17 protein-coding genes are annotated in these 19,477 nt (G+C 35.2%); 1 reads left to right on the plus strand and 16 read right to left on the minus strand.

Going from position 1 to position 19,477, the window contains the following annotated elements; genetic code table 11:
* Positions 1-2: 2 nt before the first annotated feature.
* The 13 genes from HMPREF9144_RS04910 to HMPREF9144_RS04970 all read right to left on the minus strand — a co-directional run bounded on the left by HMPREF9144_RS04910 (position 3) and on the right by HMPREF9144_RS04970 (position 14,844).
* A complete protein-coding gene (locus HMPREF9144_RS04910) occupies positions 3-2,528 on the minus strand; it encodes a transglycosylase domain-containing protein (RefSeq protein WP_006044788.1) in 2,526 nt (841 codons plus the stop codon).
* 54 nt (positions 2,529-2,582) lie between these two features.
* Positions 2,583-3,482, minus strand: coding sequence for a tRNA (adenosine(37)-N6)-dimethylallyltransferase MiaA (gene miaA, locus HMPREF9144_RS04915; protein ID WP_006044789.1), 900 nt, complete (start codon positions 3,480-3,482; stop codon positions 2,583-2,585).
* Positions 3,483-3,488: 6 nt separating this feature from the next.
* Positions 3,489-4,259 carry an acyl-ACP--UDP-N-acetylglucosamine O-acyltransferase gene (gene lpxA, locus HMPREF9144_RS04920; RefSeq protein WP_006044790.1) on the minus strand — a complete coding sequence of 257 codons (771 nt, stop codon included), beginning with the start codon at positions 4,257-4,259 and terminating at the stop codon, positions 3,489-3,491.
* Between the two features lie 8 nt (positions 4,260-4,267).
* Complete coding sequence (locus HMPREF9144_RS04925; protein WP_006044791.1) at positions 4,268-5,656, minus strand: bifunctional UDP-3-O-[3-hydroxymyristoyl] N-acetylglucosamine deacetylase/3-hydroxyacyl-ACP dehydratase; 1,389 nt, start codon at positions 5,654-5,656, stop codon at positions 4,268-4,270.
* Positions 5,657-5,661: 5 nt separating this feature from the next.
* Positions 5,662-6,702, minus strand: a complete 1,041-nt coding sequence (gene lpxD / locus HMPREF9144_RS04930) for a UDP-3-O-(3-hydroxymyristoyl)glucosamine N-acyltransferase (RefSeq protein WP_006044792.1) — start codon at positions 6,700-6,702, stop codon at positions 5,662-5,664.
* A 51-nt stretch (positions 6,703-6,753) separates the two neighbouring features.
* Positions 6,754-7,974, minus strand: a complete 1,221-nt coding sequence (locus tag HMPREF9144_RS04935) for an HD domain-containing protein (RefSeq protein ID WP_006044793.1) — start codon at positions 7,972-7,974, stop codon at positions 6,754-6,756.
* A 19-nt stretch (positions 7,975-7,993) separates the two neighbouring features.
* Positions 7,994-8,821, minus strand: coding sequence for an orotidine-5'-phosphate decarboxylase (gene pyrF, locus HMPREF9144_RS04940; RefSeq protein WP_006044794.1), 828 nt, complete (start codon positions 8,819-8,821; stop codon positions 7,994-7,996).
* A gap of 214 nt (positions 8,822-9,035) precedes the next feature.
* Positions 9,036-10,148: a peptide chain release factor 1 gene (gene prfA / locus HMPREF9144_RS04945; RefSeq protein WP_006044795.1), complete on the minus strand. Its 1,113-nt coding sequence runs from the start codon at positions 10,146-10,148 to the stop codon at positions 9,036-9,038.
* 46 nt (positions 10,149-10,194) lie between these two features.
* Positions 10,195-11,358 carry an AIR synthase-related protein gene (locus HMPREF9144_RS04950; protein ID WP_006044796.1) on the minus strand — a complete coding sequence of 388 codons (1,164 nt, stop codon included), beginning with the start codon at positions 11,356-11,358 and terminating at the stop codon, positions 10,195-10,197.
* Between the two features lie 26 nt (positions 11,359-11,384).
* Positions 11,385-12,134 carry a shikimate dehydrogenase family protein gene (locus tag HMPREF9144_RS04955; protein WP_006044797.1) on the minus strand — a complete coding sequence of 250 codons (750 nt, stop codon included), beginning with the start codon at positions 12,132-12,134 and terminating at the stop codon, positions 11,385-11,387.
* A gap of 12 nt (positions 12,135-12,146) precedes the next feature.
* Positions 12,147-12,881: a bifunctional demethylmenaquinone methyltransferase/2-methoxy-6-polyprenyl-1,4-benzoquinol methylase UbiE gene (gene ubiE / locus HMPREF9144_RS04960; RefSeq protein ID WP_006044798.1), complete on the minus strand. Its 735-nt coding sequence runs from the start codon at positions 12,879-12,881 to the stop codon at positions 12,147-12,149.
* Positions 12,882-12,924: 43 nt separating this feature from the next.
* Positions 12,925-13,875, minus strand: a complete 951-nt coding sequence (locus tag HMPREF9144_RS04965; protein ID WP_006044799.1) for a phosphoribosylaminoimidazolesuccinocarboxamide synthase — start codon at positions 13,873-13,875, stop codon at positions 12,925-12,927.
* Positions 13,876-13,887: 12 nt separating this feature from the next.
* Positions 13,888-14,844 carry a PhoH family protein gene (locus HMPREF9144_RS04970; RefSeq protein WP_006044800.1) on the minus strand — a complete coding sequence of 319 codons (957 nt, stop codon included), beginning with the start codon at positions 14,842-14,844 and terminating at the stop codon, positions 13,888-13,890.
* Between the two features lie 755 nt (positions 14,845-15,599).
* Here HMPREF9144_RS04970 and HMPREF9144_RS04975 point away from each other — a divergent pair.
* On the plus strand, positions 15,600-16,418 hold the full coding sequence (locus HMPREF9144_RS04975; RefSeq protein WP_006044802.1) for a DUF5715 family protein: 819 nt from the start codon (positions 15,600-15,602) through the stop codon (positions 16,416-16,418).
* A 72-nt stretch (positions 16,419-16,490) separates the two neighbouring features.
* Here HMPREF9144_RS04975 and HMPREF9144_RS04980 read toward each other — a convergent pair whose 3' ends face one another.
* From HMPREF9144_RS04980 to HMPREF9144_RS04990, 3 genes are all read right to left on the minus strand, one after another.
* Positions 16,491-17,132, minus strand: coding sequence for a hypothetical protein (locus HMPREF9144_RS04980; protein WP_006044803.1), 642 nt, complete (start codon positions 17,130-17,132; stop codon positions 16,491-16,493).
* A gap of 433 nt (positions 17,133-17,565) precedes the next feature.
* Positions 17,566-18,183 (minus strand): TetR/AcrR family transcriptional regulator, encoded by a 618-nt coding sequence (locus HMPREF9144_RS04985; protein ID WP_006044804.1) that lies wholly within the window; start codon positions 18,181-18,183, stop codon positions 17,566-17,568.
* A 39-nt stretch (positions 18,184-18,222) separates the two neighbouring features.
* Positions 18,223-19,458, minus strand: coding sequence for a DUF4374 domain-containing protein (locus tag HMPREF9144_RS04990; protein WP_006044805.1), 1,236 nt, complete (start codon positions 19,456-19,458; stop codon positions 18,223-18,225).
* Between the last annotated feature and the right edge of the window lie 19 nt (positions 19,459-19,477).

Here is a 19,477-nt window from a genome sequence, read left to right on the forward strand (position 1 = left end):
CATTAAATTTCAAGCGGCTCTATACGAGGCTTCGGTGCATTGATAGGCGAAGATGGCTGTCGCGATGGTCTCGACTTCTTAGGTCTGCCACTTTCTTCGCTATTATGTGTTGGCATTTGTACATTTTCTATCTCTACATTATTCTCTTCTTCCTCGTTCTGCACCTCTTCGTCTGGTTGCTGTTTTCGCTCATTCTTATAATGAGTGTGCAAACTATCGGGCGTCCGTTTAGCTCTAACAACCGATTGGCAGTTATACATCGAAGGATCGATATCTCTTTCTGGATTAGGCAACCATTTTGCATGATACTTCTGGAATGCCTTATCGCGCATTAAATCGTAGATGAAGTTGCCACACATTGGAAGAGCCGTTTTAGACCCTTGTCCTAATGCGCCAGTTCGGAAGTGAATGCTGCGATATTCTCCACCAACCCATGCGCCAACAACAAGTTTTGGACTTACTGCCATAAACCAAGCATCGGAATGATTGTTAGAAGTTCCAGTTTTTCCACCCCAATCGGTATCTTTAAATATATATTGATTTAATGAGCGGCTGGTTCCTCCAGGTTCGGTAAGTCCACCTTTTAATAGCTGCTGCATAAAGAAAGCCGTTTGATATGGTAACACCTGCTTGTTGGTGTGTGGAGCAACATATACTTCGTTTCCTCGTTGATCAACAATTTTTGTAACCACAACAGGGTCGCAATGTTCGCCATCGTTTGCAACAGTACAATAGGCATTAACTAGTTCAAGTAAATTTACATCGCTTGAGCCTAAAGCTAACGAAGGTTCATTTTCAAGAGGACTTTTAATACCCATCTCTTGTGCAGTCCGAATAATATTCTTTATGCCCATTTCTTGTCCTAATCGTACTGCTATTGTATTGACACTTCGTGCGAAGCCAGCTTTTAATGTAATGGAATCTCCCGAATAATTTCCATTGGCATTACGTGGAATCCAGGTTCTTATTATTCCTGTTTTCTTATCAGGAACCTGCATACTTATGAATTCATCTCTACGCTTATCGCAAGGAGCTAATCCCTGATTCATAGCTTCAGAATAGACAAAAAGTTTGAAGGTTGAACCTGGTTGTCGCTGTGCCGTAACCTTATCATATTTCCAAGTTTTAAAATCAATATCTCCAACCCATGCTCGCACAGCTCCAGTTTCAGGTTCCATTGCAATCATAGAGCAATGCATAAAACGCACCATATAGCGAATAGAATCCATAGACGACATTTCCTTTTCTATTTCGCCCTTTTCATAATCAAATAGCCTTACCTTGTGGGGTTTATTTATATAATACAATACACTATCGGGTTGATTATGGTATTTTTGTACAAGCCGTTTATAAAAAGGTTGCCGTTCAGCTATTCCCTCAATAAAGCCAGGAACCAAGTCTCCATTCTCATCACGCCATGGGTCTTGTCCACTCCAGTGTTTGTTAAAGTCTTGTTGAATCTTATGCATCTGCTTCTTCGCAGCATTCTCTGCATACTTTTGCATCCGAGTGTCAATTGTAGTATATATTTTTAAGCCACTACTATACAAGTCGTAATCGTTATCTTTCAACCAGTCTTTTAGGTAATCTGCTACATATTCTCGAAAATATTGTGCTCTTCCATCGTAATTTTCTTCGACATGCACATCAAGTTTCATAGGTAACTTTGAGTATTTAATATAGTCAGCCTTTGCCAAATGTCCATGCGTTACCATATTGTATAAAACGGTATTACGTCTGTTGAGCGAGTTTGCCGGATGCAAAATTGGGTTATAATAAGTTGTAGCCTTTAGCATACCAACCAGAGTTGCACTTTGTTCTGTAGTAAGATGCTGCGGTGTTGTATTGAAATAGGTGCGAGCAGCAGTTTTTATGCCATACGCATTATTTCCGAAATCAACAGTATTAGCATACATTGTTAGAATTTCGTTCTTCGAATATATAAACTCTATTTTGTATGCAATAATCCATTCTTTTGCTTTGGCTATAAGCATTCTTAGACCAGGAATTTTACCTAATACTCCAGAGTATTCTTTATTCCTGATGTGGAACATATTTTTTGCAAGCTGTTGTGTTATGGTAGAGGCACCACGAGCTCCATCACGTGTTAAAGCATCTTTAACTGCACCACCAATCCCCATAAAATCTACTCCATGATGGCTGTAAAAACGTTCATCTTCAGTACTTATTAAAGCATTCCAGAATGTAGGAGTTACTTCGTTATACTTCACAGGTATACGATTTTCCTTAAAATACTTACCTATTAAAACAGAGTCTGCACTATATATCTCAGATGCAGCGTAAGTTGGTGGGGTCTTTATCTCTGCAAAGCCTGGAGATTTTCCGAAGAGCCAAAGGAAATTAATATCCACCATACCCAAAAAGAGAAAAATAGATACAAAGAATGATACAATTCCCAATGCTAATTTTGTGTACCATGCACGACCTTTATATAACTTAATATACCATGGAAAGAAATTACAAAATCCTTTTATAATATTCTTGAATAATCTACTTATACTTTTCATTCGAAATAAATTTATATAGGTTGTTCCATATCAATAGTGTTATAAAGATGTTCTTTAAGCCAAATAACTATCAATATGTCTTATGATCTTTCTAATTTCATTTGGGTGAAACCAATGAATATCTTTATCTTTTCTGAACCAAGTTAATTGCTTACGAGCATATTGCCTTGTGTTACTTTGTATTTTAAAAATAGCTTCATCTAATGTAGTCAGTCCATCAAGATATTCGAACATTTCTTTATAGCCAACTGTATTTAAAGCATTTAAATTGCGGTGATTGTACATACGCAAAGCTTCATCTATGAGTCCTGATGCGACCATATTTTCAACGCGAGCATTAATCTGATTGTAAAGATCTTCGCGTGGGCAATTTAAACCAATCTTTATTATATTGAATGACCGTTCTTTTCTTTGTTTTGTTCGAAAAGAAGTATAGGTTTTTCCTGTTTGAACACAAACTTCTAATGCATGAAGAACTCTACGAGGATTCTGTTTATCAACAATATCCCAATGAGCAGGATCTAAATCTTTTAGCAAATCACAAAGTTTATTCAACCCCTCAGTCTCATACATCTTCATTAGATCTTGTCGCACCTTATTATCTATTGTTGGAATCTCGTCTATACCGTAGCAAACAGCATCAACGTACATCATCGATCCTCCAGATAAAATATACGTCGATGATGGATTTGCTTTTAACAATTCTAGTACATCTTGCTCGTAAAGACTTGCAGAGTAATAATCGTTAACGTTTTTACTCGCAACAAAATGATGCTTTACTCGTTCTAATTGTGCTTTAGTAGGCGCAGCTGTTCCAATTTGCAATTCTTTGTATATTTGCCGTGAATCAGCATTAATAATCTCAATACCATAATGCTGTGCTATATCAAGTGTTAAAGCTGTTTTACCTACACCTGTTGGACCTGTCAATACAATAAGACTTTGGATTTTCAATGCTATTTATTTAATAATTCCTCTAGACGATGCTTGAACAAATTCTATAATATGTTGAATCTCTTTTGTCATTGGCAAAGTCTCTTTTATTTTTTGTATATTCTCTTCTCGCGTGCCTTCGCCATAGATTAACCGGTATGCATTATGTATCTGGTCTATTTGCTCATTAGAAAACCCTTTGCGTCGTAGCCCAATAATATTAATGCCAGCATATCGAATAGGTTCTTTGCCTGCTATAATATAAGGTGGTATATCTTGCGAAAACCGACTCCCACCTTGAATCATAACATTACACCCGATGCTACAGAACTGATGACAGAGAACAGAGGCAGAGATAATAGCATAATCTTCTACCTTTACTTCTCCAGCTAATTTCGTTGAATTACCTATAATTATATTCGACCCGATAATGCAGTCGTGGGCAATGTGCATACTTTCCATAAAAAGATTGTTGCTGCCTACAATTGTCGTTCCCTTTGAAGCTGTACCGCGCGAAATAGTTACATTTTCACGTATTGAATTATTATCACCAATTTCACAGAGACTTTCTTCACCACGGAATTTCAAATCTTGTGGCTTGGTAGAAATACTTGCACCTGGGAAAAATTCGTTTCCGTTGCCAATTCGTGCACCTGTGTGTATTGTAACACTATTAAGCAACTTATTATTATCGCCAATTACTGTATTGTCATCAATATAACAAAACGGGCCGATGATATTATTATTACCTATCTTTGCATTTGGATGTACGAATGCTAATGGGCTAATAGTATTCATAATTCTATTTATTTATTTTTTACTATTTGAGCAGTAAATGTAGCTTCTGCTACAACATTATCACCAACAAACATATAACCTTGCATTGAACTAATTCCATGGCGTACAGGGCTTAAAAGTTCAACGCGGAATAATAAAGTATCGCCAGGAATAACCTTCTGACGGAACTTCACATTGTCTATCTTTAGGAAGTAGGTAGACCATCTCTCTGGTTCCTCTACTTGAGAAAGTACTAATAGTCCACCGCACTGTGCCATAGCTTCTATTTGAAGAACACCAGGCATAACAGGTTCTTGTGGAAAATGTCCTTGAAAAAATGGTTCATTGGCAGTAATATTCTTAACGCCAACAATTGTTGTTGCTCCCATTGCTATTACCTTATCAACGAGTTGCATAGGGTAACGATGGGGAAGAAGCTCACGTATTCGGATATTGTCCATTAAAGGCTCTTCGTTCGGATCGTAAATAGGTGCTTGAATTTCGTGCTTGCGGATATCTTTACGAATCATTCTTGCAAACTTGTTGTTCACCGTATGACCGGGTCTAGTTGCAACAATACGTCCTTTGATAGGTTTTCCTATTAAAGCTACATCACCGATAATATCTAATAACTTATGTCTTGTACACTCATTATCCCAAATGAGAGGTTTATTCTGTATATAGCCAATGCTTGTAGCATCCATGTGTGGAACTTTAAGTAAGTCGGCTAACTGATCGAGAGTTGGTTGGTCTACTTGTTTCTCGTAGATAACAATCGCATTGTCGAGATCTCCACCTTTTATAAGATTAGCTTGTAACAATGGCATAATATCTCTAACAAAAACAAACGTTCTTGCAGGTGCTATTTCATCAGCAAATTTATCAATATCGTCAAGTGTTGCAAATTGACTACTAATAAATTTAGAATCAAAAGAACACATTGCAGTTATAGAAAATTGTTCATCGGGTAAGATTGTGATGACGCTTCCTCGTTCATCTTTATACTCCATCTTTTTTCTTATAATATAATAATCTTTCGGAGCATTTTGATCTATAATACCTATTTCTTTAATTTTATCAACATACATTGCTGCTGAACCATCAAGAATAGGAAATTCTGGGCCGTTTATTTGAATTAAACAATTATCTATTCCCATTGCATATAGAGCAGCCATACCGTGTTCGATTGTGCTAACACGAGCCTCGCCTTTTGCTATTACAGTTCCGCGTTGTGTATCAACAACATTTTCTGCAATAGCGTCTATGATAGGTTGTCCCTCTAAATCAATTCGTTGAATTTTGTATCCTGTATTATCTGGAGCTGGATTAAATGTAACAGTAAGGCTTAACCCTGTATGTAAACCTTTCCCAAAGAGCGAAAAGCTTCCCTTTAGTGTTTTCTGTTTTGTTGTTTCCATATATATTATTTGTTCTTTTTCAATTCTTCAATTTCTTTCTGTAAAACGTTTATCTGCTTGTAAATCTCTGGAAGTCTTTGAAATATGACTTGTGATTTAAAATAGTTACGTGGCTCTATTGCAGGACTTCCCATAAGAGATTGATTATCTTTTAATTTACTCAATACACCTGACTGTGCACCGAGAAAAACTTTATTTCCTATTTTCAAATGTCCAGCTATACCTACCTGTCCACCAAACATACACCATTCTCCAACTTTAGTTGAGCCTGCAATACCAACTTGTGCGCTCATAACAGTATTTGCACCAATATCTGTATTATGCGCTATCTGCACAAGGTTGTCGAGTTTTACACCTTTACGCAAATATGTACTTCCCATTGTTGAGCGGTCAATACATGTGTTTGCTCCTATCTCAACATTATCTTCTATGGTAACGATGCCTATTTGTGGAATTTTATCATAGCTATTTGTTTCTGAATTTGGAGCAAAACCAAAACCATCAGCACCTATAACACTACCAGAATGGCAAATAACATTATCTCCGATTTTACAATTATGGTAGATGCTAACGTTAGGGTAGATAATACAATTGTTTCCTAAAGTTACATTATCCATAATGGTTGCATGGGGATATATCATACTGTTATCTCCAATAACAACTCCATCACCTATATATGCAAAAGCACCAATATATACATTCTTGCCTATGGTTGCCTTTGGAGAAATAAACGCTAACGAATCTATCCCTTGTTTTCTTGGCTTCATACTTTCATATAGTTGTAGAAGCTTTGCAACACAATCGCGCGCATTTTTTACACGTATCAATGTAGCTTTTGTAGGCTTCTCTATCTTTATACTTTCGTCTACGAGAACTATAGAACATTCAGTTTCGTATATATAATGAGTATATTTCGGATTTGCCAAAAAACTTATAGCACCGTGTTTTCCTTCCTCTATCTTTGCGAAAGTACTAATGGTTGCTTTTTCATCGCCTTCTACGCTTCCTTGTATAAATTCTGCGATTTGTTTTGCGTTAAATTCCATTCTATATAATAAATGATAAATGCTTGTTAGTGCAAAGATAACAAACTTTTGTTATATTCGATGATAACAAAAGTAATATTTACGAATTTTTTTAGATAATAGTTCTACGTTTAAAATCTCAGATGCTTCTGTTATATCTTTTAAACTACCATCTTTTGATAATATGCTAATACGGTCGTCGTTGATATCGTACATGTCTTTTTGTATTGTATCAATCTGCATTAGGTAGTTGCTTTCTTCTTCTGAGATTCCTAAGTGGTTGCAAATTTGCTCTTTACGTCTGTTTACTTGTTCTTGTGAAATTGGCTCATCGTGAATCTCTACTTTAAAGAGTTTACGATTGATAAAATCATCAGCAAGAAGTGATAGTATTTTATCTTCTGATTTTTGCCATACTTTTATAGCACTCCATAAGTCGCTGTCATCTAAACTCAAGTAATGTCTCAGTGTTTCTTCATTATTTTTGAAGTATTCTGCATTTACATCATTGTCAAGAAAGAAAGCTAAAGCAGGAGAGGCAAATAGCTTATATCCATCTTTCAGTAACTTTTTAGCTCTAAGCAATAAACTGATTAAAAGCTTTTCGTATCCAACTGTAGCTTTATGTAAATACACCTGCCAATACATTAGGCGGCGAGAGGTAAGGAAATTCTCTATTGAATAAATTCCCTTGTCATCTATTACTAAGGTATCGTCTACAACATTCAACATTTTTATAATTCGTGCCGAACCTATATTACCTTCAGTTACTCCTGTAAAAAAGCTATCTCGCTTGAGATAGTCAAGCCTATCCATATCAAGTTGGCTACTGATTAATTGATGCAGGAAACGCTTTGGATAATCATTCTTGAAAATCTTAATAGCAAGATTAAGTTCACCATTCATTTCTTGGTTAATACAATTCATTACCATTAAAGATATCTCTTCGTGTGTTATCCCTTTGATTAATGTATTCTCGAGCACATGGGAGAAAGGACCATGTCCGATGTCGTGCATTAAGATGGCAGCTTGAACAGCTTCTGCTTCGCTATCGAAAATAAAGACACCTTTATGTTGCAAAGATAGAGTAGCTTCACTCATTAAATGAAATGCTCCTAATGAATGCTGAAACCTTGTATGTTGAGCGCCTGGGTAAACAACAGTAGTTAGCCCTAACTGCTTTATACGAGTTAAGCGTTGCATGAATGGGTGCTTAACAATATTCAAGAGTAGTCCTGATGGAATTCTGATAAATCCAAAAACAGGGTCGCTTATAATTTTACTGCCACTCATGTAACGCTTATCTTCTGAATTATTCTTTTAGTCTATCAAGTTCTATTGCCATTTCTTGCTGTAGTTCTTTTGCCTTCTCTCCTGCAATTTCGGCAAAGTTTTCATCTGCACTTGCATAAATAATGCCTCTTGAAGAGTTTACCAAAAGTCCACAATTCTTATTCATTCCATATTTACATACTTCTTGTAGACTTCCACCTTGAGCGCCTACTCCTGGTACTAAGAGAAAACTATTAGGAGCCAATTTTCGTATATCAGCAAACAAGCTTCCTTGTGTTGCACCTACAACAAACATTAAATTTTCTGTTGTGCCCCATTCTTGAGACTTAGTCAACACTCGTTCGAATAAGCGCACACCCTCTTTATCTTCAAACAACTGAAAGTCGTGGCTTCCTTTATTGCTGGTTAGTGCAAGAAGAATAACCCATTTTCCTTCATATTCCAAGAAAGGCTTTACAGAATCTTCCCCCATATATGGAGCTATGGTAAGTGCATCTACATTATACTCCTTAAAGAATGTTTGTGCATACATCTTTGATGTGTTTCCAATATCTCCACGTTTGGCATCAGCTATTATGAAGTGTTGGGGATAGTTTTCTTTCAAATATGTTATTGTCTTTTCAAACGCCTCCATACCTTTTAATCCATAGCATTCGTAAAATGCTAAATTAGGTTTATATGCAATGCTATAAGGAGCCGTAGCATCGATTATGGCTTTATTAAAAGAAAAAATAGGGTCCTCTTCATTTAACAGAAACTTAGGAACCTTATTTAAATCAGTATCAAGTCCTACACAAAGAAACGATTTCTTTGTAAATATTTGCTCTATTAATTGTTTTCTCTCCATACTTATTAATTCTTATACTTTAGTTTCAAACTACGACATATTTGTTACTTGCGTAAGTTTGATAAGTTATTTACAGAGTTAAATTTTTATACTAGAAAAGGGGCAAATGTTATTATTGACGAAAGTATATTTTGTGCCCCACGAAAGTACATTTTGTCATCATCTCTGTCTACTATACCCGTGGATAAAGATTTCTTCAATATTATGCAATAACTTACAACTCTGTTTCCTTTAATTTTTCTGCGTTTTCTGCAACAGTTAGTGCATCTATCATGTCTTGAATTTCGCCATTCATGAAGTTTGGCAAATCATGAGTAGTAAAACCTATACGATGGTCGGTTACGCGCCCTTGTGGATAGTTGTATGTGCGTATCTTGGCAGAACGGTCTCCGGTAGATACAAGACTTTTACGTCTGTTTGCAATGTCATTTACATATTTCTGATGTTCACGATCGTATATAAATGTACGCAATCTTGATAAGGCTCTTTCCTTATTTTTAGGTTGGTCGCGCGTTTCAGTACATTCTATAAGGATTTCTTCTACCTCACCTGTATTAGGGTTTTTCCATGGATAACGTAAACGAACTCCCGATTCCACTTTATTTACATTTTGACCTCCCGCACCGCTCGAACGGAAAGTATCCCATTTAATGTCGCCTTCGTTTATGTTTACTTCAAATTTATCAGCTTCTGGAAGTACGGCAACTGTCGCTGCAGATGTCTGCATACGACCTTGCGTATCGGTAGAAGGAACGCGCTGCACACGGTGGACACCTGACTCATATTTTAAAATTCCATAAACACCAGCACCAGCAACAGCAAAATCAATTTCTTTAAATCCACCAACAGTTCCTTCCGAAACTGATGTTATAGATAGTGTCCAGCCTTTCTTGTCGCAGTATCGTTTGTACATATTGAAAATATCGCCAGCGAACAATGCAGCTTCGTCTCCGCCTGCTCCTGCTCTGATTTCCATTTGCACGTTTTTGTCATCTTCTGGATCTTTAGGAACAAGTAAAAGCTTAATTTCTTCTTCAAGTTTTGGTTGCAGTTCTTCGTTCTCACTCAGCTCCATTCTTGCCATTTCTTTCATTTCTGGATCGGTTTCGTTGGCAAGAATATCTTTAGCTTCAGATATTGTAGCAAGGCAATTTATATATCGCTTTCGAGCGTTCATAATATCACCAAGGTCTTTGTATTCCTTAGTGAGTTTAACATATCGTTGTTGGTCGCTTATTACGTCAGGATCGGTAATAAGTGTAGACACCTCCTCAAAACGTGCTTCAAGTCCATCTAATTTTTTTAATATATTATTCTCCTCTGGCATATCTTTTTCTATTGTTATTTTGTATAGATGTATAGAATATTATTGTTTAATAACTAAATTCTCCGAATTCGCTTTTGATAGTTAAGCTCTTTTTACCTTCTTCAATATGACCGATAACTTGTGCATCAATATTGAATTCCTTGCTAATAGCAATAATAGAATTAGCCATTTCAGGGCTGACATAAATCTCCATTCTGTGTCCCATATTGAAAACTTGGTACATTTCTTTCCAATCTGTTCCGCTACATTCCTTTATAGCTTTAAATAGGGGAGGTACAGGGAACATATTATCCTTTATTACTTTGCAGTTATCATTTATAAAGTGTAGAACTTTTGTTTGTGCTCCACCTGTGCAATGTACCATTCCGTGAATCTTGCTACGATACTCATCAAGTATTCGCTTAATTACTGGAGCATAGGTACGGGTAGGGGAGAGAACCAATTCTCCAGCATTTAAAGGACTGTCTTTTACAGCATCAGTAAGTTTATATTTACCACTATAAACAAGCTCATTCGGCACAGCGTGGTCGAAACTCTCAGGATACTTTTCGGCTAGATACTTTGAAAAAACATCATGGCGTGCACTCGTAAGACCATTACTGCCCATTCCTCCATTATACTTCTTTTCATAGGTTGATTGTCCTGTCGAACTTAAACCAACGATAACATCTCCTGGACGAATATTTGCATTATCAATAACATCAGAGCGTTTCATTCTACAAGTAACAGTAGAATCTACAATGATAGTACGCACTAAGTCTCCTACGTCCGCAGTTTCTCCACCAGTAGGATAAATACCTATTCCCATTTCTCTCATTTCTGCCAACAATTCGTCTGTACCATTTATTATGGCAGATATAACTTCTCCAGGAACAAGCATCTTGTTACGTCCGATAGTAGATGATACTAGAATATTATCAACAGCACCAACACACAACAAATCGTCTGTATTCATAACTATGGCGTCTTGCGCTATACCTTTCCATACACTTAAATCGCCTGTTTCTTTCCAGTACATATAAGCCAAGGACGATTTTGTACCAGCACCATCGGCATGCATTATGTTGCAGTATTCCTCGTTACCTCCCAAGATATCTGGAATGATTTTGCAAAATGCTTGTGGGAAAATTCCTTTATCTATATTCTTAATAGCGTTATGTACGTCTTCTTTGGCAGCACTAACGCCACGCATTGCATATCTATTATTCATTTCTTTAGTACTATTCTCCGATTTTCTTATTTTTCTTTACTATTCCATATATCCCAGCTTGCGAAAGCTTGTAAAAGTAACATTTCTAATCCGTTCTTAACAACAGCACCATATTCTTTACCCTTTGCCATAAAACATGTAACATTAGGATTATAAAGCAAATCGTATAAGAGGGTATGATTATCCATAGCCTCGTATGGAAGTGGCAAACATTCATCTACGTTCGGATACATTCCCACGGGCGTACAATTTACTATTACATTAAATTCTTTTATTATTTTGGGAGACAAATCGTTGTAGGTTAATACATCTATATTTTTACGTCTTGAAACGCATTTTGTTTCAATGCCTAAAGATTTTAATCCATAACATACAGCTTTAGAAGCACCACCAGTGCCTAATACTAAAGCCTTTTTATGGTAGCGTTCTAATAGGGGTTCTATGCTTTTTGTGAATCCTATAACGTCTGTGTTATACCCTTTAAGATGTGTTTTATTGCCAAAATGATCGACGCGAATAACATTTACTGCGCCAATAGCTTTTGCTTCTGGACTCAAAGAGTCGAGATACTTTATGATTTGTTCCTTATAAGGTATCGTAACATTAAGTCCTTTTAAATTTGGAGTTGTATCAATAATTTCTAAAAGGTCTTCGATTGATGAAATTTCATAATTATTATACTCAGCATCTATTCCTTCATTTTGAAATTTCTCATTGAAATATCCCTCTGAAAAAGAATGTTCTAATGGATAACCAATCAGTCCATATTTGTCCATAAGCAACTAATTTTATTTTTCAGCAATATACATAGTGCAGATTCCAAATGTTAAACGTGTAAAAGCCGTTTTAGTAAAACCTGCACTTTGAAGTATATTCATCATGGTTTCACCTTGTGGAAATGCAGCTATAGTTTTATTTAAGTAATCGTATGCACTGCAATCTTTTGAAATTAAGCGTCCATAAAATGGTAGAACAACCTTTGAATATATTTTAAAAAGTTGTTTCATTGGGAACGATATAGGTGTTGTAAGCTCTATAATACATAAGTGTCCACCTTTTTTTAATACTCTATACATTTCTCCAAGTCCTTTCTCAAGGTCCTGAAAATTACGAATTCCAAAAGCGGCTGTTACAGCATCGAAAGTATTGGAAGGGAATGTTAGGTTTAGACAATCTTCTTTCTGAAATGAAATAATACCATCTAAACCTTCTTCCTTAACTTTTTGTCTGCCAATTTCCATCATTTTGTCAGAAATATCAGCACCGATAAGTGTTTTTGGTAAAAGCATCTTTGCTGACATAATTGCAAAATCACCAGTCCCAGTTGCAATATCAAGTATTGTTTTAGGAGAAAATGGAGCGAGCCTTCTAATGGCTTTTTTACGCCAACTTTTATCTATATTCCATGACAACCGATGATTTAAGGTATCGTAGGTCGAAGCAATATTATCAAACATTTCTTCGACCACCTTACCTTTTTCATCAGTGCTATTATAGGGTTTTATTTTCTCTTGATTATACACGCTGATGTTTATTAGTATCTTGCAATTTTATTTTGGAAATCTCTTATTTTCTTGTTGCTAGATATTGGCTCACATTCTTCTCAATCCGTTCTGCTAAATCTGTTCCGTCATCAACTTTCACAAAAGGTTCTCCTGTGATATGTTCGTAGAGTTCAATATACCTGTCGCTAACACTTTTTGCATACGCATCTGTTATTTCGGGCATTTTTTGTCCTGGTTCGTTCATAAAGTTATGCTCTATCAACCATTGTCTAACGAATTCTTTAGAAAGTTGCCTTTGTGGTTCGCCTTTAGCTAATTTCTCTTCATATCCATCAGCATAAAAGTATCTACTAGAATCTGGTGTATGTATTTCGTCTATTAAATAGCATTTACCGTTGCGTTTGCCAAATTCATATTTAGTATCAACAAGAATAAGACCTTTTTGTGCAGCAATTTCTTGTCCACGTGCAAAAAGTTTTCTTGTCCAGTCTTCAATTATATTGTAGTCTTCTTCTGAAACAATGCCTTGCTTAATTATTTCTTCCTTGGAAATATTCAAGTCATGACCTTCGTCTGCTTTAGTAGTTGGTGTAATAATTGGTTCAGGGAAACGTTCATTTTCTTTCATGCCATCAGGAAGCTTTACTCCACAAATTTCTCTGCAGCCAGCTTTATATTCTCTCCATGCAGAGCCTGTAAGGATTGAACGAATAATCATCTCCACTTTAAATCCTTCGCATTTCAATCCTACTGTAACCATAGGATCGGGAGTTGCCAATTTCCAATTAGGACAGATATCTGAAGTTAGATCTAAGAATTTTGAAGCTATTTGGTTCAAAACTTGTCCTTTGAAAGGTATGCCTTTGGGTAGTACTACATCGAAAGCGGAGATACGATCGGTTGCAACCATAACAATTAAATCATCGTTAATGTCGTACACATCACGAACTTTTCCGTGATAAACATTCTTCTGTCCTTCGAACTTGAAATCGGTTTTAATCAATGCATTCATAATTTTATAATTTTATGGAGTTGTTTTGTTTTTTGCTTTATCGTGTTCATCGTAAGCATTAACAATTTTTGTTACGAGTTTATGCCTTACTATATCTTTTTGGCTGAGTTTAACTATTGCTATTCCTTCTGTATCATTAAGTATTTCTACTGCTTCTTTTAGTCCACTCTTTTGATGGTAAGGAAGGTCTATCTGTGTTAAATCGCCTGTTATTATCATCTTCGAGTTCATTCCCAATCGTGTGAGAAACATTCTTATTTGCGCTGTTGATGTGTTTTGTGCTTCGTCGAGTATAATTATAGCATCGTTCAATGTTCTTCCTCGCATAAATGCAAGTGGAGCGATTTGTATAATGTGTTTATCTACCATATCTTGAAGCTTAACAGCTGGAATCATATCCTCTAAAGAATCGTATAATGGCTGAAGATAAGGGTCAATCTTCTCTTTCATATCGCCGGGTAAAAAGCCTAATTTCTCTCCGGCTTCGACTGCTGGACGCGAAAGTATTATTTTTTTTACTTCTTTTGCTTTTAAAGATTTAACGGCTAGTGCAATGCTTAAATAGGTTTTACCTGTACCTGCGGGTCCTACTGCAAACACCATATCGTTCTTATTGAAAGCATCAACTAACATTTGTTGATTATTAGAGCGACTTTTTATTGGTTTTCCTGAAACTGAATAAACCAATACTTCTTTTTCGGCACCTATCTTGGTTTGTTTTCCATTTACAATATCAAGAATATCTTTTTCGCTTATAACGTTATACGTTGAAATATGTTTGCGCATATTCTCAATATCTTCTTCTAATTTTGCCATTTGCTCTTCGTCTCCCAAAATTCGTATAACATTGTCGCGAGCAACAATTCTCACTTTTGGGAAGAGAGACTTTATCATCTGTAGATGCGCATTACCAACGCCATAGAAAACTACGGGGTCAATATCATCAAGAACAATATGTTTTTCTATCAATTTCTTTCACTAATTTTAATATTGCTGCAAAGTTAATATAAAAAGGTGAACCATACAAATATTTATTATGCCTTATAAGGTGAATTATCAAAAAATAACTACCCATAAAATCAGCCAATAAGCGTAAAATTATGAAGAAGTTTTTAGGAATATTTCTTCGGTATTGCAAAATCACTTCTTCACTAGAAATCTGTTTATTTTCTCTTTTGTAGAATTAACAGATTCTATCTTTTATCTGCACTCTTTATATCTGTTTTCTCTATGGCGTAGAGCCTAAATAAAGCTTTTTCCTGGTCTGAATTCTCATTACTTATGCACACTTCTTTGTGTCTATCTTTATAATCTGCATTTATGTATTGTTTCGGTCTTAATTATTCACGTATTTGTTTCCATTTATATACTATTATGTATCAACGCAATACTGATTAGATACTATTATTTACACGTAAGTAAAACTTTATTTACGTGTAAGTAAAACTTTATTTACGTGTAAGTAGAACTTTACTTACGTGTAAATAAAACTCTACTTTGCTTTAATAAATAATGTTTATTACCTATAAAAACGTTATGGATATATATACGGAACGAAGGAATGTTGTGATGAAATTATTGCTTGTTCGTATTACAGTGCTTCTTTATGCACTATCTAAATTCTGTTCCTAAATGTGTGGTTGGCTTATCGAGTGTTATTTTTCTATGTTAAAACATTGTATTTCTATCTTGAATGTTATAAAAAAATACCTACCTTTGTATCTATGAAAGTGAAAAAGAAGATAACGAAAAATAATTTTTTATTTGGGTTTATGGCTATAACTGTTTTTCTTGCGGTTGTTAGAGTTATATTCCCTTCAATTGCGAAAGATTCTAATTCTGTTAAAGGTAAGGCTCTATCCGTTGATACTACACACTTAACTTCGGGAATTATTAGAACTGCAGAGATTACGGATCAGAATGATTCTATTTCTCTGTATTTTGTACCAATAAGCCAGCTTACACATTTTTTTGATAGTAATAATAAAGTGGTAAAACATCATATTATAGGTGTTGCAAATTACGATAAGAGTTTTCCTGATTCGCAATATGTACAATTAGAATCGTCTAAGAAGTATGCTGTAAAAGCAGTTTTAAATAGGCAAGATGCAGAATTGCGGAAGAAAGAGCTTGTATACATTGGTAGCAACCCTTTCTTTGTTGTAAAACGTTTGTCGAGTAGCATTCCATATCTTGTGCCAAAAGCTTCTATTTTGCTCCAAGATATAGGACGAAACTTTTTCGATAGTCTTCAAGTGAAAAATATCCCACTTACAAAATTGTTGGTTACAAGCGTTCTGCGTACAAAAGAAGATGTAAGAAAATTAAGACGTTATAATCATAATGCAACCGAAAATAGTTGTCATCTATATGGAACAACGTTCGATATAGCTTACAATAAGTATTCGCCCATAACTCGCTCTGTACGCGATGATACTTTGAAATGGATTTTAAGCGAAGTTCTTAACGATTTACGTAAGCAGGGACGTTGCCACATTAAATACGAGAAACATCAAGGTTGCTTCCATATAACAATCCGATAATGTGGTATACAAATATAGAATTGCACATATCTACAATGTTTATTTTTGGTATGTGCAATTCTTCTGCTGTATTTATTTTTCTCCTTCTTTAATATCCTCTATACTAATAGTAGGTTTAAGAAGTCCAGCACGTATTAAGATGTTAGCTATTTCTCCATCATCAGCTCGTCTGTAAATACTATAAGCATATCGTGGTTTGCCATTCGGAAAAACTCCCATAGGTTGTAGTATTTCCATTGTTCCTTCTGACAAAGCTAAGATTTCTATATCGTTAAAATCTTTTATTGATAGTCGATTATTCTTTGCATCATACTTGTAATCATACTCGTAGCTAACAGTTTTTCCATTAGCCGACGAAAAAAAGAATGTGTGGCATTTCCCATCTTTAAAGTAATAGTTAATAGGACTCTGTCCCAGTATTGACCGATAGTAATCTTTGGTATCCAATTCACCATTTTCTAATACTATTCTAGTAGAAATCCATACAAAACCACCATGTGCTACTAATTCATTGAATTCTTCTAAAGAAATCTTTTGTTTATTCTTCACAGAGCATTCACCTTTCTGATTAATTACGAACTTCATATTAGGAGTAAGATTCATTACTTGCATTTCTGTTTGTTGTTTAGGAGTTTTACATGCATAAATGCCCATTACCACTGCGGTAGAGGAAATGATAAATGATAGTTTCCGCAAAATTGCTTTTTTATTCATAGTTATATTTGTTGTTTCTTGTAATATCTATTGTCTTATTTTATAGAGAGTAGGAGAGAGCATTAAGTTCATCTCGCTATACCCGTAGCAAATGAAGTTCTACTTTTAGCTATGCAACATTTTTATTTTACCATTATACTATAGTAAACGTATATTGCTAAAAATATAGTAATATCGCAATCCACTTACTTTAATGTTATAAAAGAGAACTCATAGATTCAGCATTTGATATGGCAAAAATACAAATAAAATCTAAGAAACTCACCCTTTTGCACTAATATTCCCAAATTAGCATAGTTGCAATTGTAGAAATGGAATATTAAAACAAGAGTAAATAATAAGGTTTCAACTAGTATTTACAATGAATTGGCTTTTCTTTATTTCGCCACGCACGATATAGTTTAAATAGCAAATGCTATTGTATTGTCTTTCTTTATTCAATGCCTATAAGTTTACGCCAACCACCCATTCCAAAATTTACATAATCGGTAATAATACCATTTATTTCTACTTCAGTTAGTCCCTCGTGTGTAACAATATACCTAATAACACTTGCCCACAATCCGCACATAATACGAACAAAGTGTGGCGATATATTTGTATTAATGTGTGAAGATAAATTTTTAATATTTGCCAAATAAGCTATTCCGTCAGAATATGCCGTTTCCAACAATCTGTCAAAATCGTTTTCTAATGATGTTCCAGCAGTTTCAAAGATAAGCATATAAAGCTCTTTACGAAAAGGAATAATAAGTGATGACACTTGTTGGTACATCATATCATAGTAAACTTGATTATGGAAGATGTCGATAGATACATATTCTTCGCTAATAGACTTATTATGATAATCTTTGAAGGCTGTGAATAAAGGGGCAAGAACAGCCCTCAGTAAGTCGTCCTTGCCCTTATAATAATTATACACATTGCCTACTGCTACATTTGCTTTACTAGCTATGGTTTTAATTGATGTACGTTTTACACCATTATTTATAAACTCTCTACTTGCTACAGCAAGAATTCGGTTTCGTATTTCGTCTTTCTGTATTTGCATCGATTATTATTTTATAGTAAGTAGGCTATACTTCTATCCTTATTCTACGAAGCTATAAAAGAAACTTGGGTTTCCTTTTACCTGTATAATAGGGCCTGCTACTTCTTTTGTTGCTGGGTTGTAAGTGTAGAAACCGTTAGCCTTCTTATTAGCACTGCCAAATACAATCAGATTTTTATATTTACCAACGGCTATACCTTGTGGGTTAGAAATTTCCATTCCATTGATAAGACTCAATGTTTTCTGTTGCAAATCTATTATGATAGGAACATTGGTTAAACTAATATAAGGATTGCTCATTCCATTTGGATCTAAGCCAAACGAGTTCGCATAAGCATATACTTTTCCGTTTCCACCATAACAAATAGTAGCAAAGAAATCGGCAAATTTTGTTGTTAATCCTCTTACTTCAGTATTATCTAATCGTATACAATAATCGGGGTCAATATCAGTAGTTCCGTTCTTAATACGTGCAATTCCACCATGTAAGCCTGGAATAAAACCAAACGAACCTATACAATTTATATATATATCGTTATTTTCGTCTACAAAGATTGAACCTGGATCTATTGGACGTGTAGCAAAGCTCATACCTAATGATGTGTTCACAATATGCTTTTCCACTTTATCTGTTTTTGTGTCTATTACAGCCAACTCTATATTGTTACGTGTTGGCATATATTGTGCATTCATCTGGTTAAGTCCAACAAAAAGTTTACCATCTCTAATAATCATAGATGCTGGAGAAACATTTGTATCCGCTTGTTTCAAGCTATTCAAATCAATCTCTCCAATGCGTGTCATAGTAGTAGGATTAAACACAAGTATAGTTCCCAAACCTTGTAAGCTAATGTATGCTTTCTCGTTATTTAGTTCGGTAACACAACACGCAGCAGCCTTTGGTGGTATTGGCATTGTTCCTTTTTTGCTCCATTTATTATCAGCATTGATTTTGTAACATATTAATTCGGCTTTTGTATTGCCCATATAGTCTGGAAGAACATAGATATTTCCCGATTTAGCTACAATGGGTGTTGTACCGAAACCTACTGGTATACCGTTGGTATTGTCATAACTTCCAGGTTGTAAATCTGGAAGACATTGCATATAAACACTACCATTGTTTCCTTCAGGATTAGTGATACCAGCTGTAAAAATTATGCCTTTAAATGGTTTCTCATTTACTCCATTAGGTTTAGGTTCGTCGCTGTTGTTGCATGAACAAACAAAGGCCATCATTGTGATGACTGTGAAGATGATTTTTAAGTTTCTCATAATTCTATCTTTTATTAAT

This window comes from Prevotella pallens ATCC 700821, assembly GCF_000220255.1.
Taxonomy (GTDB): domain Bacteria; phylum Bacteroidota; class Bacteroidia; order Bacteroidales; family Bacteroidaceae; genus Prevotella; species Prevotella pallens.

Bases quoted from the DNA above. Each gene is read 5' to 3' on its own strand.
- lpxD (WP_006044792.1), bottom strand. From the start codon at position 6,702: ATGGAATTTAACGCAAAACAAATCGCAGAATTTATACAAGGAAGCGTA.
- HMPREF9144_RS04925 (WP_006044791.1), bottom strand. From the start codon at position 5,656: ATGGAAACAACAAAACAGAAAACACTAAAGGGAAGCTTTTCGCTCTTT.
- HMPREF9144_RS04910 (WP_006044788.1), bottom strand. From the start codon at position 2,528: ATGAAAAGTATAAGTAGATTATTCAAGAATATTATAAAAGGATTTTGT.
- lpxA (WP_006044790.1), bottom strand. From the start codon at position 4,259: ATGAATACTATTAGCCCATTAGCATTCGTACATCCAAATGCAAAGATA.
- HMPREF9144_RS04935 (WP_006044793.1), bottom strand. From the start codon at position 7,974: ATGAGTGGCAGTAAAATTATAAGCGACCCTGTTTTTGGATTTATCAGA.
- pyrF (WP_006044794.1), bottom strand. From the start codon at position 8,821: ATGGAGAGAAAACAATTAATAGAGCAAATATTTACAAAGAAATCGTTT.
- HMPREF9144_RS04965 (WP_006044799.1), bottom strand. From the start codon at position 13,875: ATGAATGCATTGATTAAAACCGATTTCAAGTTCGAAGGACAGAAGAAT.
- HMPREF9144_RS04990 (WP_006044805.1), bottom strand. From the start codon at position 19,458: ATGAGAAACTTAAAAATCATCTTCACAGTCATCACAATGATGGCCTTT.
- HMPREF9144_RS04955 (WP_006044797.1), bottom strand. From the start codon at position 12,134: ATGGACAAATATGGACTGATTGGTTATCCATTAGAACATTCTTTTTCA.
- prfA (WP_006044795.1), bottom strand. From the start codon at position 10,148: ATGCCAGAGGAGAATAATATATTAAAAAAATTAGATGGACTTGAAGCA.
- HMPREF9144_RS04975 (WP_006044802.1), top strand. From the start codon at position 15,600: ATGAAAGTGAAAAAGAAGATAACGAAAAATAATTTTTTATTTGGGTTT.
- HMPREF9144_RS04950 (WP_006044796.1), bottom strand. From the start codon at position 11,358: ATGAATAATAGATATGCAATGCGTGGCGTTAGTGCTGCCAAAGAAGAC.
- HMPREF9144_RS04980 (WP_006044803.1), bottom strand. From the start codon at position 17,132: ATGAATAAAAAAGCAATTTTGCGGAAACTATCATTTATCATTTCCTCT.
- HMPREF9144_RS04985 (WP_006044804.1), bottom strand. From the start codon at position 18,183: ATGCAAATACAGAAAGACGAAATACGAAACCGAATTCTTGCTGTAGCA.